General features: G+C 69.3%; 8 protein-coding genes. 4 read left to right on the top strand and 4 right to left on the bottom strand.

What is annotated here, in order from left to right:
• Positions 1-11: 11 nt before the first annotated feature.
• Positions 12-2,318, top strand: a complete 2,307-nt coding sequence (locus tag LK06_RS24820) for a DUF6571 family protein (protein WP_043433494.1) — start codon at positions 12-14, stop codon at positions 2,316-2,318.
• A 550-nt stretch (positions 2,319-2,868) separates the two neighbouring features.
• Here the strand turns inward: LK06_RS24820 and mycP are convergent.
• Positions 2,869-4,116, bottom strand: a complete 1,248-nt coding sequence (gene mycP, locus LK06_RS24815) for a type VII secretion-associated serine protease mycosin (RefSeq protein WP_043433496.1) — start codon at positions 4,114-4,116, stop codon at positions 2,869-2,871.
• An 11-nt stretch (positions 4,117-4,127) separates the two neighbouring features.
• Complete coding sequence (gene eccB / locus LK06_RS24810; RefSeq protein ID WP_039657071.1) at positions 4,128-5,657, bottom strand: type VII secretion protein EccB; 1,530 nt, start codon at positions 5,655-5,657, stop codon at positions 4,128-4,130.
• Between the two features lie 195 nt (positions 5,658-5,852).
• On the opposite strand from eccB, the gene eccE reads away from it, so the two are divergent.
• From eccE to LK06_RS24795, 3 genes are all read left to right on the top strand, one after another.
• A complete protein-coding gene (gene eccE, locus LK06_RS24805; protein WP_174673933.1) occupies positions 5,853-7,190 on the top strand; it encodes a type VII secretion protein EccE in 1,338 nt (445 codons plus the stop codon).
• A gap of 74 nt (positions 7,191-7,264) precedes the next feature.
• The gene (locus LK06_RS24800) at positions 7,265-7,975 is read left to right on the top strand and encodes a hypothetical protein (protein WP_234367630.1); all 711 of its coding nucleotides are present in this window, start codon (positions 7,265-7,267) and stop codon (positions 7,973-7,975) included.
• Positions 7,976-8,334: 359 nt separating this feature from the next.
• A complete protein-coding gene (locus LK06_RS24795) occupies positions 8,335-11,511 on the top strand; it encodes an SCO5717 family growth-regulating ATPase (RefSeq protein ID WP_043433499.1) in 3,177 nt (1,058 codons plus the stop codon).
• 73 nt (positions 11,512-11,584) lie between these two features.
• Here the strand turns inward: LK06_RS24795 and LK06_RS24790 are convergent, their stop codons facing one another.
• Together LK06_RS24790 and LK06_RS33410 are read right to left on the bottom strand one after the other, a co-directional pair.
• Positions 11,585-12,532 (bottom strand): bifunctional riboflavin kinase/FAD synthetase, encoded by a 948-nt coding sequence (locus LK06_RS24790; protein ID WP_039657033.1) that lies wholly within the window; start codon positions 12,530-12,532, stop codon positions 11,585-11,587.
• 196 nt (positions 12,533-12,728) lie between these two features.
• Entirely contained in the window at positions 12,729-16,451 is a 3,723-nt protein-coding gene (locus LK06_RS33410; RefSeq protein WP_234367494.1) for a S1 family peptidase, read from the bottom strand.
• Between the last annotated feature and the right edge of the window lie 243 nt (positions 16,452-16,694).

Raw genomic sequence — 16,694 nt, 5'->3', positions numbered from 1 at the left:
GAGCTTCCCTGATGACTCTCACGTTCACCGACTTCATCGAGGTCGACCTCAGCACGCTCGCAAGCGCAGTGTCGGACTGGAAGAAGTCGGCACACGGTTTGGAGAAGTCGGCGGAGTTCGCTCGTGAGGGGATACAGGCCAGGTCGGATTCCGCTCGGTGGACAGGCTTGAATGCCACGGTGACACGGGAGTTCGTCGCGAACACGGCCAAGGAAGTCTCGGATCTCCATGCCGAGGCGACCAGCATCTGCCAGGTGCTCGATGACGGACACACCGAACTCGTCGCGTTACAGCAGCAGATCAGAGCGGTGGTCGAGGTCGACGCCCCACGTCTGGGGCTCCGTGTCGAGGACATCGGCTCGGGCGCAGTCCGCTGCTTCTTTCCTCATGCGCGGGGCGACAGCGACGAACGCACCCAGGATCAGCTTGACGACAGAAGTGCTTTGGAGGAACGGATCAACCGGATCCTCGCCCGCGCCGACGAGGTCGACGCCTCGGTCGCCCGGGCACTAGCCAAGAGCCACGGCAACGACCGGCACAACGCAGGCCACCGCACGTACAGGTCTCTGAACGAGGCCGAGGCCGAACGCGCCGTGGAGCTCGCCCGCAGGGGCGACAGGTTGTCCTCCTCGGAATTGCATGAGCTCAACCAGCTGCTCCGCTTCAACTCTGCCGAAACCGATGGCGAGTTCGCCACCGAGTTCTGTCGGGGACTCGGAGGCCCGAGGGAGGTGCTGCAGCTCTACGCCGAGATGTCGATCGACGGTACCGGTACGGGTACGGCCGAAACACGACTCGACGAGGTGCGGGATCTACAGGAGTTCATGGGGTGCACACTCGCCAACGCCACCGATCCGGACCACAAACACCACCTGGACCCTCGCTGGGGCGACGAGTTCCGGCGTCTCGGTACCCAGCGGATCGGCTGGGCGAAGCGCCAGTGGAACACGCCGTACGGCTACCAGGTGCTCGGTGGTCTGCTGCGCTACGGCAACTACGACTCGCGGTTCCTCTGCCCCATCGCGGAACACATCACCCAACTCCACAAGGAGGATCCGTACTTCTTCCTCTCGAACAAGTCCGCCGGCAGCCCTGACACCTACGGTTTCAATCCGTCCGGCGCACTCGGTTCGGGCAACGAACCCCTCAACAGCGTTCTAGAAGCTCTGGGTCACAGCCCGGATGCAGCCCAGAGGTTCTTCACCACGCCTCCCACCGTATACGGCCTGGACGGCACCGTCAGGAAAGACGGCACGTTGGGCTTCGGCTCGTATCTCGACCTGTTCACCGACGAAGATTTCGAGTGGACGATCGACACGAACGACACGAATATCCTCGCCGACGAGGACAAGACCAAGACGGCCTTGAAATTCGGACCAAAAGCCTTCGGTCATGCGCTGGAGGCGGCGACTACAGGACGACCTTGCGACGGCCATGCCATTGCTAGCGCCGTCAGGCACTCCGAAGCACAGGCACAACTGGTGACTGACGTCATCAACAAATTTGGCCAAAATCCTCATCTCATCAAGAGAAACGAGAACGGCGACCTGGAAGACATGGAATCAGGGCCTCTGCACGCCATGCGTGAAAGCCTCGGAGACATCAGTGCGGAATACATGGGCGACTTCCAGCGCGCCATGTACAGGGAAGGCGACAGCGACCTCTTCCCTACCTTTGGTACCGCAGCCGACTTGGATTCCGGAAATGCCCAGCGTTTCCTCGGCGCGGTGGGACAGGATCCCCACGCATATTCAGCAATCACCAGTGCACAGCAGGCCTATACGAGCCAAGTCGTGGACCACACCATCAATGGGCACAGCACATCGAATGTGTCGCTTGATGGACGTGTAGGAAATGCGGTGGCGCCAGGAGCGGCAATCGCAGGAATCATGAGCGATGCACGAGCCAACGCCGTCTACGAGTATCACTCCGCCAAGGATGCCGAGTTCAACGAAGCCGGAGCCGACAAGCAGAAATGGGTAAACCGTCTACTGGGTATGGGTCTAGAAAGAATCGGCGAGCTAGCACCCATCGCCGGTGCGCCTCTCGAATGGACATCGGAGGACATCCAGGAATCCGTAATAAAGAGCATTGAGCACGACACCGCGAGCCAAGCAGAGCTACAGGCAGGGAATGAGTACTCCCGCGGCCGCAATGCGGCCATCAACTCAGTCAGGATTGCCGTCAATCATGCCTTGGCTAAGAACCTTGGGATCGACCTTGACACTGCCAGCGACCTACACAGGGCGGCTCGCGTCTCTGCAGGGAATAGTCATTCAGTCGGGGCGCAATGGAACTCGGAGGGTAGCACGAAGTGAAGCTTACAACTCTCAGATTTCCCCTGCTCGCCGTTGCACTCCTGATCACGTCGGCCAGTTGTTCATCGGGCGACCCTAGGATCGATTTCGCGACCCCTAAGGATCTGTGTGGTATTGCAGTCCCCAGCGAGTCGCTGGCCCTTCTTCTACCAGCCTCCGGTAAGAGCATCAAGGCGGGAGAGGAAAAATCGGGGAGTCCCTCCCGTGCAAGTTGCACGGTCACAGTTGACGGCTTGGTGGTACTCGCGGTTGAAAGAGAACATATCGACGCAGGTCGCACAGCTTGGAACATCGCGTCATATGACCATGGAATCGGTCATGTGAAGTCCAATGATAGCGGCACCATCGCCTACGTAGGCCGAGCCGCGATTTCAATCACACCCTGCACCTTAAAGGCCTTTCAGGATGAAATGGTCAGTACGTACATCAACATCATAAACTCGGGGCGCCCCAATGAATCCGCTATGAAGCGACTCATTTCTGGCTACACCACCGCACTAAGAAAACAGCGCCCTTGCTAGGGGGCTCTCCATGCTGTCTCTGATTCGTGTCAGAGAATCCCCCTCTCCAGCCCCCGGCGTCTTCTTCGTGCGTCTCGGAGAGCCACCGCTCCTCCACTCAGGCCTGCCACCAGTACCGCCACGCCGATGGCGATGTACGTGGCGATACGGGCCGTGCGTTCCTGGGGCGTTTCGCCAAGGGTGAGTTCGGCAGGGGTGGGAGCCTTCACATGGGTGAGGTCCGTATCGGAGTGAGGAGCCTCGATCGGGTGATCGTCCTCCGTGAGGGCGCGGACCGGATCCACCACACCCCAACCGACCAGTCGGTCGTGTCCGGCGATGGAGCGTTCCGCGGTCTGTTCGATCTGGGCGACGATCTCGCGGGCCTTCCACTTCGGGTGCTTGGCCTTGATGAGTGCGGCCACACCGGCCACGTAGGGGGCCGAGAAGCTGGTGCCGTTGTCGGAGCAGTGGCCGCCCTTAGGCACCGTGGAGATCATGTCGACGCCCGGGGCGGCCACACCAACGAAATCACCCGACTGTGAGAAGGCCGCTCGTTCGTTGTTGCGGTCGGAGGCCGCTACTGCGAGGACTCCGGCCCAGGAAGCGGGGTACGTCTTCTTGTCGTTGCCCCCCAAACCATCGTTGCCCGCCGAGGCGACGACGACGATCCCGGCATCGAGGGCTTCGTTGACCGCCTGGTGCAGGTCATCGCCCGGTACCACGGCGTTCGCCGTGTCCTGGGAGATGTTGATGACATCGGCCTTGACGTGGATCGCGTACCGGATCGCCACGGCCAGCGTAGCCGCTGTGCCGTGGCCCTCCGCGTCGTTCTGCTTGATCGGGATGATGGTGGCCTCGGGGGCCAAGCCGACGAAGCCCGTGCCCTTCATCGGGCGGGCTGCGATGATGCCCGCCACGCGCGTGCCGTGGCCCACCGTGTCCGTCGTGGCCTTGGATCTTGCACCCTCCACCGGCTGCCCCTTGCTGTCCTTGCGGGGCAGGAGGTTCGTGCCCAGAGACACGTCGACGGCGTCGGTGAGTTGCGGGTTGGTCGTGTCGACACCCGTATCGATCACCGCCACCTTCACGTTCTTGCCCTTCGACTGGCTCCACAGCTCGTCAAGGTTGACGCGTTGCAGGGCCCAGGGCGTGCCGACGTACTTGTGGTTCTCCTTGGAGAACGTGCACTGGCTGGACGCGGAGTCCGCGGTGGCCGTCGACGGGCACAGCACGGTGAGCAGTACGGTGGCCGTGGTCACCGGCAACGCCGTACGTGCGCGGAACGCGGAATGCATGAGTGCGCCCCTCATGAACCCTGCGGCTGGCGTGCGGCCGCGGTGGACAGGCGGGGCCCCGTCGGCAGGAACTCGGACCAGGCCGCCGGGATGGGTGCCGGGTGGACGTTGGCGTAGCCGAGGCGGGTCTGCGCCAGCTTGGCCTCCTGCTGAAGCTGTTTGCGCTGCTGGGGAGAGATACCGATGCCCTTGTCGTCGGTGGCACTGTCGTCGTTGGACTGCAGGGCGTAGCGCAGTCCGGTGTCGGTCACCAGGAAGACGGGGCCGGCCTTGGTCTCCTTGCCCTGGAACTGGCGGTAGAGCTGGCCGGAGCCTGCGGTGACGTAGGCACTTGAGGAGCCGGCGGGCAGGGACGCCGGGAAGTCGGCACCGGCCCAGGTGCGCAGGGTGGTGGCACCGTTGCCGGGGTCCACATGGAGCAGGACGTTGCAGATGGTGTTGCGGCTGCCTCCGCCGGCTGAGGGCACATTGACCGCGCTGGGCTTCTCGGTCGGCCAGGTGTGCTCGGCAGCAAACGGCCTGCCCCGGGAAATGGCACCCGCGCTGACCTCCTGAGGGTGCCCAGCCTGCCCGAGGCTCACCAGGTCCTTGCTGGCCAGGAGCAACTGGGCGACGAAGTCGGAGACGGGGGCGACTCTGCCAGGCAGCACCACGAAGTACTGCTCCTTACCGTTGACCGGTGCCCTGAGGACCATGCCGACCCGGTTGTCCTGCGCAGCCAGCTGGCCCGGGGCGTTCGCGGCGGCCCCTGGGGTACCGGTGATCGGCGGAAAGCTGATCGGGTCGCCGGAATGCAGGGTCGCGATCCACCCCTTGGTCACGTGCTGGGGTTCGCGGTCCGCGCCTACGAGGGTCTGCAACAGAAGGGTGTCGTCCGCGGCCACTTGGTACGCCCGACCATGTGCGTCGACAACGTACTGCTTCTGGTCCGGCGTGGCGACGTAGAGGAGTTCACCGGCATGCAGGTCTTCCTCGGCACCCTTGACCTTGCCCTGGTCGCGCTTGGCCAGCACGAACGCGGCCTTCTGGATGGAACTGCCGCTGCCGCTGGGGCGTTCGCAGACCGCCCACTGCTTGGCCCGGCCGGCCTCCTCACCGGAGGGCAGCCGGTCGGGGGCGTAGGGGATGCCGATGGTGACACCGTGTGGGACCTTGCCGCTGTCGAGGATCGACTCGTCAACGGTGACGACGTCCACGCCGCTCTGGGTATCAAGGACGAGTTCGGCAGACGCCATGTTGAGAACCGGGTGGAGCTGAGCCTTATGGTCCGTCGTCAATACGACATACCGCGTGGTGGACTTGCTGGCGATGATCACCTTCTGCCCGGGAGCGTCCCAGCCCTGTGGGGCCGTGGGCTTGAACATGCCCCAGGCGCCGAAAGCCGCGAGGACGACCACACCGACGATCGCACCGGGTAGGAGGGCTCGCAGCGGCCGAGGCGCCCCCTCGTCCGAGGCATCCGGTGACGACTGCACGAACGACGCGAGCATGCGGCGCTTCGCGAAGGTGTAGGCGTTGAGTTGGTCCCGCCGAGATGCCATCTGTGCCTGTTTCTCCCCGTGTCTCACCCGGAGCGCGGCGGGGAACACGCTCCCCCGCCCTCCGTTGTCGGACCCGGCCCCTACTATGCCTGGTACGGAGCGGGTCTCGTGGAGCGGGTAGGGTACCTGGGCCCTCAAGGGCCTTGTTCAGTGGCCTGGTTCCAGTGAGTTGTATGCAAACGGGGGGATGGAGTGATGGCTTCCGGAACGCGGGCGCGAGACCGCGACCGGTCGGCGACACGAGGTCGCGCGGCCGGGTCGGAGTCGGCGCCAGGCGAGGCGTTCGCTCGGCGTGGCACGGCGCCCCAGCCGGTCATGCTCCTCCTCAGACCCCGGCAGGGACTGGCCGGTCCGTTTCGTTTGCAACGGCTCGTGCTGCTGGAACTGGCGACAGCCGTACTCGTCATCGGCTGGGTGGCCGGGACGGTCCTGCTCGTCCCTGCCACGGCCGTCGCGCTGGTACTGGTGTTGCTGGCCTGCGTTCGGCGGCGGGGGCGCACCCTGCCGGAGTGGGTGGGCACCGCACGGCAGTTGCGGGCCCGGCAGAAGCGGGCGGCTCACCTGCTGATCCCCCCGGGCACGGAGCCCGGGCTGGTCCCGGCCGTGGAGTGCGAGCCGGCCTTGCGCACTTCCTCCTACGGTCCGCGTGACCGGCGTCCGGTCGGGATCGTCGGGGACGGTACCTTCGTCACCGCCGTGCTCCAGGTGGAGGCCGACGCAACCGCGCTGCGGGCCGAGCGAAGCAGACAGCCACTGCCTCTGGGGGTGGTGAGGGACGCGCTTGAGGTGGACGGGATCCGATTGGAGTCGGCCCAGGTGGTGCTGCACACGCAGCCCGCACCCGCACTACATCTGCCCCAGCAATCCGTGGCCGTCGCCAACTACGCCCCCTTGCAGGAACGGACGGGTGCCCCGGCGGTACGCATCACCTGGGTCGCCCTCAAGCTCGACCCCGAGCTGTGCGCGGAGGCCGTGGCCGCGCGCGGGGGCGGACTGCTCGGTGCGCAGAAGTGCGTCGTGCGGACCGCGGACCATCTGGCGAGCCGGCTGAGCGGAGCCGGATTCCGGGCACGCGTGCTCGACGAGGAGGAGTTGGTCGCCGCGCTCGCCACCTCGGCCTGCGCCAACCCGCTGGTCACTGCTGAGGCGGGACGCAGCGAGACCAGGGAGCGGCGAACAGAGGAGTCCGGCCGCAGTTGGCGCTGCGACAACCGGCGGCACACGACGTACTGGATCAGACGCTGGCCCCAACTGGGTGGCGGCGGGGGTGAGTCGCTGCCCCAGTTCGTGGCCCACGTCACGGCGATACCGGCCCTGGCCACCACCTTCAGCCTCACACTCGCGCAGGGGGAGCGGCAGGAGTTCGTGCTCTGCGGACATCTGCGAGTGACGGGGCGCAGCGACGACGAACTGGTGGCGGCGCGGCAGGCGTTGGAGGAAGCGGCTCGGCAGGCCGGTGCCGGTCTCGCCCGGCTCGACCGTGAGCAGCTGCCCGGCGTGCTGGCCACACTGCCCCTCGGAGGTGCGCGGTGACGGCGGTTCCCACCCTGCCCGTGCCTCCGGACGCGGTCGCGCACGGAGCGCCCGAGCCATCCGGGCTTCGACGGATGGGTGAGCGGCTGCAGCACGGCTTGGGCCTCCTAGGGCCCCGGCATGGCCGGCACGCACTGCCCGCGCAGCAATTGGACACACTCGCTCTGCCCATCGGCGACGACGGTGTGGTGGCCGGGGTAGACGCGGAGGGGCAGCCGGCCGTGCTGGGCATCAACCGGCCCACCCCATACGACGTCGTACTGATCGGCGGTATGTGGACCGCGCAGGTACTGGCGCTGCGTTCGGCGGCTACAGGTGCCCGGGTCGCGGTGGAGACCGGTCGACCGCAGGCTTGGATGCAGATGGTGCACGCCATGGGCGGCGGGCAGAACGGCCTGTCCGTGTACGAGGTCGGGCGGGTGCCGCCCCAGGGTGCCTCCGCAGGTACGCCCGCGTTGGTGGTGCGGGACTGCGGTATGCGACCGCCACGCGGACGGGTGGTGTCCGGGCCCTGGCAGTCGGTGTTGACGCTGCTGCCGTATCTCAGCCCGGTGGCGCCCCGTTTGCTGCGGCAGGCTCGGCTGGCCGGCATCCAGCGGGTCTCGCCAGACGAAGCCACCGAACTGGGCCGTGCCATGGGGTTGTCACGGACCGAGGTGGAGTCGCTGCCGGCACTGCCCGATGGCGTCACGCTGTGGTGCACCGACCACGACCGGCAGTACGTGCTGACGCAACCGACCGATGCCGAGACCGGATTGTTGGGTACGCCCCGCCGGATGGACTGAACGGACCACTTCCATCACTTTCGTTCACATCGTCATCCCCGACTCATGCGTTGCCGGTTCGTCTCATGTTCGCCGTTTGCTGCCTGGTTCCGCCTCCGAGACGCAGGCCGCGACGGGCGATGCCGGGCGTGCCGTGACCTGATGGTGCTTACTGAGAAGTGGGCGGGCCTGCCGAGGTGTGGCTGGTGGTGATTAGGCTGGGAGCCGGGCGCGATGGCAGGACCCGTGGACCGAACGTCGATGTCCCAGGGGGAGAGCCAGTGGACCGGGCTGCCCCGAACGACCACGGACGACTAGGAACGACACGACATGGTCGCCCCGGCACGGTATGAGGGTGTTCGACCACACCAGGAGGAACTGTGAGCAGCGATCGGGACGGGATGCGCGGGGGCTGGGCCCCACCGGGCGATGACCAGCCCGACGCGGAGGCCGTCGAGACCACGGGCGAGTTCACCATCGACTACGCGCCCCCGGCCTGGTACACGCAGAACGCGTCCAGGGGCTCGGGCTCAGCCGGTGCGGAGACCGGCTCAGGGAGCGTGGACGGCGGTTTCGCCGAGCCGAACGACGTCGGCGCGCCCGGCGATCCGGATGCTTCACCGCCTTCCGGGGTTCCGGCGTACCCATCGAGCGGGCCGGTTCCCTGGTCGCCCCCGCCGCCCACCGTCCAGCCGTCGGGCACCCCACCCAAGGGGACGCCGTTCACGCCATCACGGGGGACTCCGTTCGCTCCGCCGCAGAGTGGCACCCCGTTCGTGCCTCCGTCTCTGCCCACGACCGCGTCGGCAGAGACGGCGCCCGTCCCGTCCGGGCAGCCTGCGCCGCCGGCCGGAAGCCCCGTACCGATGCCCAAGCTGCCCGAGGGTTTCGAACTGCAGCAGCCGCAACGCCTACAGGGCCCACAGGTGCAGCCAGTGCAGCCCGAAGATGAGGGTGCCTTTGCTGCGGTTGAGCCGGAAACGAGCAACGGCGACCTGGAGAGCGGGGAAACCATGCGGTTCTCCGCCGTCGCTCTCAAGCGCGAGATGGCCCAGATCGCCGAACACGCGGCCGACGTGGAGAAGCCCGGCGAATCCGGTACTGGAGGTTCCGCGGAGGGTTCAGGTCCGGCCGTCGAGGAAGCCCCGGTCTCAGGTGTCAACGCCACCGAAGGTACTGAGGGCGCCGGCGCGAGGCAGGACGGCGACTCCGCGACCACGGCCGGGGCCGCTGCGGCACCGGACGACTTCACCGGGAATGCCGGCTCCACCGAGGACAACGTCGAGAAGGGCGAGGACGAGGCCTTCGGTCAGGAGGGCCCGCTGGCAGGCCCCGTTGCCAAGACCGACGAACCTGAAGCCGGAGGGCCGGGCGAGGAGCGGAGTGGTGCACGGGCGCACGGCAGCCCCGTGCCCGAGTCCGCAGAGACAGCCGACGCGCGGGAAACCTCCGCCGAGGACGGGAATACGGGGACTCCGCCCTTCACGGGCGCAGTGCCAACGGAAGCCGTAGTGCAGAGCACCACGGCGCAGGACGGCTCGTCTCAACCCAGTGCAGCGCAGAACGACACCGTGCGGACCGGCCCCCAATCTCATGACGTCCCGCGGACCATCGCGCCGCAGGACGGCACACCACGCGAAGCTACCCCGCAGAACACCGCACCACCCGTTCCCCCAGCTCCCCAGGACTCCCAGCCTGCCTGGACCCCTCCGCCGGTGATGCAGGACGGGATGCCTCCACTGCCGCCCGCGTACCAACCCGCCGCCCCGACGGCAGCAGCACAGTGGCCCACACAGCCCGCCCCTCGGCAGCCCGGCCAGCAGCCGATGACCGGGCAGGACCAGGTCGGTACACCCGGCCAGCAACAGCCGTTCCAGCCGCGGGCACCGCAGGCCGCTCCCGCGACCTGGAACCAGCCCGGCCAACCCGGCGTGCCCACACCGCCGATGCCCGCACAGGCCGGACCGCATCCACATCCGGCCGACCACGCTCAGCCCGGCGGTTACGGGTTTCCCTCGTCAGGCAACCCGGCGCAGGCCGGTATCCCCAACCCCGCGATCCAGCGCAGCGGTTACGGGTTTCCCCCGTCTCCGCAGGTCACACAGCACCCGCCGGTCACGCAAGCACCCGAGGTCCCGTCCCAGGGCCAGGTCCAACCTCCGCACGCCCCGGTCGACCCCCGTTCCGGCACCGGATGGCCACAGCCCGTTCAGCACGACCAGCGGCAGCCGACCAACCTCGGTGCCGCCCCGTTGGGTTACACCGCTGCCGTGGAGCTGTCCTCGGACCGGCTGCTCAACAACAAGAAGCAGAAGGCCAAGAGCGGCCGGCCCGCAGCGGCGGCCTCCCGGTTCAAACTGGGCGGCCGGAAGGAGGAGGCCGAGCGGCAGCGCAAGCTGGAGCTGATCCGCACTCCGGTGCTGTCCTGCTACCGGATCGCGGTCATCAGCCTCAAGGGCGGCGTCGGCAAGACGACCACGACCACCGCTCTCGGTTCCACTCTCGCCACCGAACGACAGGACAAGATCCTCGCCATCGACGCCAACCCGGACGCCGGTACGCTCGGGCGGCGCGTGCGCCGCGAAACCGGGGCCACCATTCGCGACCTCGTCCAGGCGATCCCGTACCTGAACTCCTACATGGACATTCGCCGGTTCACCTCCCAGGCGTCCTCCGGCCTGGAGATCATCGCCAACGACGTGGACCCGGCCGTGTCCACCGCGTTCAACGACGAGGACTACCGGCGCGCGATCGACGTGCTCGGCCGCCAGTACCCGATCATCCTGACCGACTCGGGCACGGGTCTGCTGTACAGCGCGATGCGCGGCGTGCTGGACCTCGCCGACCAGCTCATCATCATTTCCACGCCGTCCGTCGACGGGGCGAGCAGCGCCAGTACGACACTGGACTGGCTCTCCGCGCACGGCTACTCGGATCTGGTCTCCAGGTCCCTCACCGTGATCTCGGGAGTCCGTGAGACCGGCAAGATGATCAAGGTCGAGGACATCGTGGCGCACTTCGAGACACGGACCCGCGGCGTGGTGGTCGTGCCCTTCGACGAACACCTGGCCGCCGGTGCCGAGGTGAACCTCGACATGATGCGACCGAAGACGCGCGAGGCCTACTTCAACCTCGCCGCGATGGTCGCGGAGGACTTCACCCGCCATCAGCAGGCGCACGGTCTGTGGACCAGCGACGGCAACCCGCCACCGGTGGCTGCCCCGCCGATGCCGGGTCAGCCCGTCCCGGATCAACCCGTGCCCGGCCAGCTGCACCCACAGAACCAACCCGTGTACGGTCCGCCATACCCACAGAACCAACCCGTGTACGGTCAGCCGCACCCGCAGAACCAGCAGCCGCAGCCGCCTCAGCAGGGGCAGCCGTATCCGCAGGTCCCGGGCCCGCCCTACCCCCAGGCCGCCTCGGGACAACCGTACGCGCCACAGCCCGGCTACCCGCAGGCCGGTCGGCCTCAGTCCCAGCCGCCGGGGCAGCCTCCGCACGCCCAACCACCACAGCGGCAGCAGCCGCCACAGGCCCCGCCCCAGCAGCAGTAAGGCGGCAGCGCGGCGCAACAAAGGGCGGCCGGTGCACAGGGCACCGACCGCCCTTTCTCGGCGCGGGGAAGAGCTACGCCTCCGCCGCCACGATCTCGCGGCAGCGCTTCACGTCCACGGCCATCTGCTCCAGCAGGGCCTCCAGGGACTCGAACTTCGCCTGGCCGCGCACGTACGAGAGGAAGTCGACGGCGACGTGCAGGCCGTACAGCTCGAGACCGACGCGGTCGATCGCATACGCCTCCACGGTGCGCTCGGTGCCGTCGAACTGCGGGTTCGTGCCGACGGAGATCGCGGCCGGCATGGCCTCGCCTTGGACGTGCAGATAGCCGGCATACACGCCGTCGGCGGGGATCGCCGTGTGGGGCAGCGTCTCGACGTTGGCCGTCGGGAAGCCCAGCTCGCGCCCGCGCTGGGCACCTCGGACGACGACGCCCTCCACCCGATGGGGGCGTCCCAGGATCTCGCGGGCCCCCTCGACGTCGCCCTCGGCGACCAGCCGGCGGGTCAGGGTCGAGGAGAACGGCTTGCCGCCCCCAGCCGCACCGGTGACATACAGGTCGACGACCTCGACCTCGAAGTCGTAGATCTTGCCCTGCTCACCGAGGAATGCGACATCGCCGGCCGCCTTGTGACCGAAACGGAAGTTCGGGCCTTCCACGACCGCCTTGGCGTGCAGCTTGTCCACCAGGACCTTCACGACGAAGTCAGCGGGTGAGAGCTTCGAGAACTCGCTGGTGAAAGGCAGGATGAGCACCGCGTCGACGCCCAGGCCGGCCATCAGCTCGGCGCGGCGGTGGTGCGCGGCCAGCAGCGGGGGGTGGCTGCCGGGACGGACGACCTCGCTGGGGTGCGGGTCGAAGGTGACCACCACGGCAGGTACGTCCAGCTCACGTGCGCGGTCGACGGCGTGCTTGATGATCAGCTGGTGACCGCGGTGGACGCCGTCGTAGGAACCGATGGTGACGACGCTGCGCCCCCAGTCCTGGGGGATGTCCTCCAAGCCACGCCAGCGCTGCACTGTGACCGCTCCTCGAACCCGTGTCCGTGTCTACCTTGACCTCTTGTTCAGGTCTAAGGGTGCCATGCCAGGGGCCCCGGCCCGGCATCGGCATGGGCGCTGTGACGGGGCGCACGTCCGCAGTCCCGCGCGCAAGGCCCGTGGGCGGACACGGCTTTTGAACACGGCGCCCGGGCGCGGCTCACGGGACCGCTGCTCAGGCCGGAACCCGCACGCCTACGAGGTTTTCGAGCGTGCGACGGGTGCTGGGACCCACCACGACGGCCCAGTCCCCCGGGGTGTCGGCCAGCCAGCGGGTCACGAGCGCGGCGAAACCTGGCACATGCCGGCCCAGGTCGACCAGGCCACGGTCGAAGACTGCGGCGCCCTCTGGAGTGCGGACCAGGAGCACGCCGGTGCGGTGGACGAGTCCGCGGACCTCTGCCTCCCGGCCGCTCGCCTGCTCGGCCGCCGCGTGGAGCACAGCGTCCAGTACGGACGGCTCCTGCTCGTGGGCAAACACGTACTCCAGGAGTTCGCGGCGCAGCGGACGGGAGACAGTGGTTCCGACGGCGGTGAGGACGCCGGCGAGGGCCGCTCGGACCGGTTCGGTTCCCCCTTCGAGGAGTTCACCGACGAGAGGCAGCAACACGGGGCGGGCGAGCGGACCCTGTTCCAGGCGGCGGTCGACGTGGGTGGCGACCTGCCCGGCTGTCTCCGGGCGTAGCCGCACCGTCTCCCGGATGAGGGCGGCGATACGACGGGCGAGGGCCGGGGTGGCGGCGTCGGCGAGCGTACGCAGGGTCTCCCCCAGGCCCGTGCCCACGCCTTCTGGGTCACACAGACGGGCGCGGAAGGCCTCCAGCACCGGTTCGGGGTGGGTAGTCAGGGCGGGCACCAGGGCGCTTGGCGGGAACTGGGGGTCGGCGTCGGTGAAGTGGCGCAGGCCCGCGGCCAAGTACCGGGCGCGGGTGTGCGGGTCACGGACGAGGAGGGCGAGGGCGCCGCCGTGCAGGCTGCGGTCCATGGGGCGGGCGAGCAGGGCGAGCGCGGCTTGGCGCAACAGCTCGCGGTCCGCCTCGGAACGGGCGCGCGGGGCGACGCACAGCCCGAACGCCACCGCGGCCACCCGGCGAGCGGGCCGCTCGTCGTGCGCCCAGCGGTCTACGGCCCGGCAGACGGCCGCCGGTTCGTCCTCGGCGAGGGTCGCGAGCAATTCGTCTGCGCGCCGGTGCGCGCTCGCCACCAGCACCTCCGTCAGCTCGTCCAGGGCACGGTGCCGGTGGGTGTGCAGCAACGCCTGAGCGGCGGTCGCCACGGTGGCGTGCGGGGTCGCGGGCAGCGGTCGCTCGTCGTCGAACCAGTGCGTCAGCAGGCGTTGTACGGCCACGGGCCGGACGGCGAGCAACCGGGCCACCGCGTCGAGACAGCGCTCGCCGGGATCGGGCGGCGCCGGGTCCGCTAGTACCAGCCGGCGCAGCAGGTCGAGGCGCTCGGCGTCGCTGAGCGGCAGGGCGGTCCAGAAAGCCGGAGCGAACTCGGCGGGTACGGGGCGCTGTTCGCGGCGCCAGGCGACGACACGGTCGGCGAGCAGTCGCAGCACCTCGGTGTACGGCGTGGCGTCCGGCGTCTGCAACAGGGTCCGGGCGAGTAGCCGGGCGGACCACCAGGAGCCCGGGTCCCGCTCCAAGGTGTCCGTCAGCTCCCTCAGGCGAAGCGTTAGTTGCCGGTGGCCGTGCTGGCGGGCCAGGAGGAGCAGGGCCTGGACGACCGGGCCGACACGGTGGTGGGGCACGGGGACCGGCAGGGCTGCACGCTGGTCGCGGGAGCGGTACGCCAGGGCGCGGAGGGCCTCGTCCAGGTCCAGGTGCATGCCCTGGATCCAGTCGGCCAGCTCCTCGTGGCCGAAACGGTAGCCACCACCGGCCGGGACGAGCAGACCCTCGGCGAGCACGGCAGAGGCCCAGCCGGTCCCCCCGCCGAGCCGGGCCGGGGCTGGTCCCCAGGGGAACACCGCCTCGAACGACTCCCGGTCCAGTTCCCCCTGGCCGGGTCCGAGGCTGCGCCGGGCCGCCTCGTGCACCTGGCCCGCCACCCGGGCCGCGAGCCGCCGTACGGCCGTGCCGCGCAGGCCGCTCTCGGCGGCCAGGCGGACCGCGATGCGCAAGCACATCAGGTCGAGGTAGGCGGAGAACACATCGTGCCGGTCGACCGGCCCGGTGGCCCGGACGCCAGCCGGTCCGGCCCCGGTGTCCGGGCCCGCGGCACGGACCTCGGACAGCAAGCGGAGGGTGAGCGGGTGCCGGGCGTCCGCGTCGGTGAGGGCGCCGTCGGGAATGCCGTAGCGGGCGCCGGCCCGCTGGGCCTCCTCGGCGGTGAGGTCGGCGAGCCGCACGCACGGGGGGAACGGGTCCGCGCGGTCGGTCGGGGAGTAGAGGGATCGTGCGCCGTCGGTCGGGAAGGGAAGGGAGTTGGCAGGGCCGACCGGGGACGGCGGGAACGAGCTGGAGTGACCGACCGCGGGAGGAAGCGCGCCGGGGCAGCCGGCCCGCGAGTGGATCGGGTCCGCGGGCCCTGCAGGGGTGTGCAGCAGCTCGGCGGGAAACCGGGAACCGGCTCCCTCCCAGTACTCTTCCCGGCAGGCCACCACCAGCCGTACCCCGTTCTGCCGCAGCCAGTCGGCTGTTCCCTCGGTCCACTCGGGCAGCCGGTGGGCGAGGACCGGGGGCATCTCCTCGGGACCGTCAAGGAGAAGCAGCAGCGGGCGGCCGGCCCGGGCGGCGAGGCGGGCCAGACGTTCCGGGGCGAGGTCCCCCAGGTCTCCCGGCCGGACGGCGGCCGCGGCGGCGACGATCCGGGCCGCCCGCCGCAGCGTGCGGCGGGCGGCGTCGGCCACGGAGTCGTCCGCGTCCTGGAGGTCGGCGCCCCGCAGCCACAACGTGGGCGCGGGGCGCTCGCCCCGGCCCCGGCGGGCGGCGAGAGCCGCGAGCTCCGTGGTACGACCGCTGCCCGGGGCGCCGACGAGCCCGAGCACGGCCCGGTCGCCGTCGGTGAAGACGGCCAGCTCCCGTGCGGCACCGGCTCGTTCGACCGGGTCGACGGTGCCGGCCAGAGCGCCGTGCGGGCCGTCCTGGCCCACTGAGGTGGCGGTCAGTTCGAGTACACCGGCCAGGTTGAGGTCGGCGCCGTATGCGGGCACAGTGGCCGCATTGCGGGCGAGCAGGTTGCCCAGGGGCCCATCGGCGGGCCGTAGGGGGACCGCGAAGCCCGCGCCACGCTGAGCGGTGTGCAAGGCGGTACCGAGGACACCGAGGACGACGCCGGTGCGGGCGTCGAGCACCGGCCCCCCGGTTGCCCCTCCGCCAGGCCGGAGCGCGTCCCGGCCCGCCGTACCGATCGCCAGTTCCAGGACGCCCTCAAGGAGGTGGAGGCGGTCCGAGGCGGTATACGTCACCTGAGTGGCGGCGAGCACCCGAGCCTCGCGCCAGCAGCCCGCGGCGATCCGTACGTAGGCACCGGCGTCGATCCGTTCCCGGACGGTCAGTGGCAGCGGGTCGGCGTCCAAGCCCTCGGTGCGGACCAGGGCCAGGTCCAGGGCGGGCAGCGGGGTGACGGCGTGGGCGTCGACCAGGCACGTACTGCCCCCCGAGGCGTGCAGCGTCAGCCGGGGTAGGCCGTCGACCGCCTCGTGACTGGTGAGGAGGGTGCCGTGGTGATCGGCCAGGAAGCCGACGCCGCGCGGGCGGCCGGCGAGGTCGCGGATCTGGACGAGGTCGGGGTCGGGGCGGGTGGTGACGTGGTCCGAGCCGTCGGCGCACTGGCCCTGCCGGACGTCGTCGTCCCTGTGGTTGCCGTGTTCCGGCCGGGTACCGTCCGGCGTTCCCGACGTGCCGTCCGCCGCCCCGCACCGGTCTCCGGTACGCGGGCCCCGTCCCGCCATGGTCGTACCTCCCCGCCCGTACCGCGTGCCTCTCCCCCGACGGTAGGCGCGGGATGATCGGCAGGACAGATCGTGCGGCAAACGCGCCCCCGTCCGCTCCCCTGATTCACTCCGAGCGCCTGCCCGGACGGGTGAATTGCCGAGGGTCGTTGGATAACCCTAGGGATGGGGGAACCGAGGGGGGATCGTGGAGCGGCGGCAGGGTTCATCCCGTGGCCGGCCGCCGCTCCACGGGCAAGGCCC

It is taken from the genome of Streptomyces pluripotens (assembly GCF_000802245.2).
Taxonomy (GTDB): Bacteria; Actinomycetota; Actinomycetes; order Streptomycetales; family Streptomycetaceae; genus Streptomyces; species Streptomyces pluripotens.
This window is presented reverse-complemented; position numbering and strand designations above follow the sequence as displayed.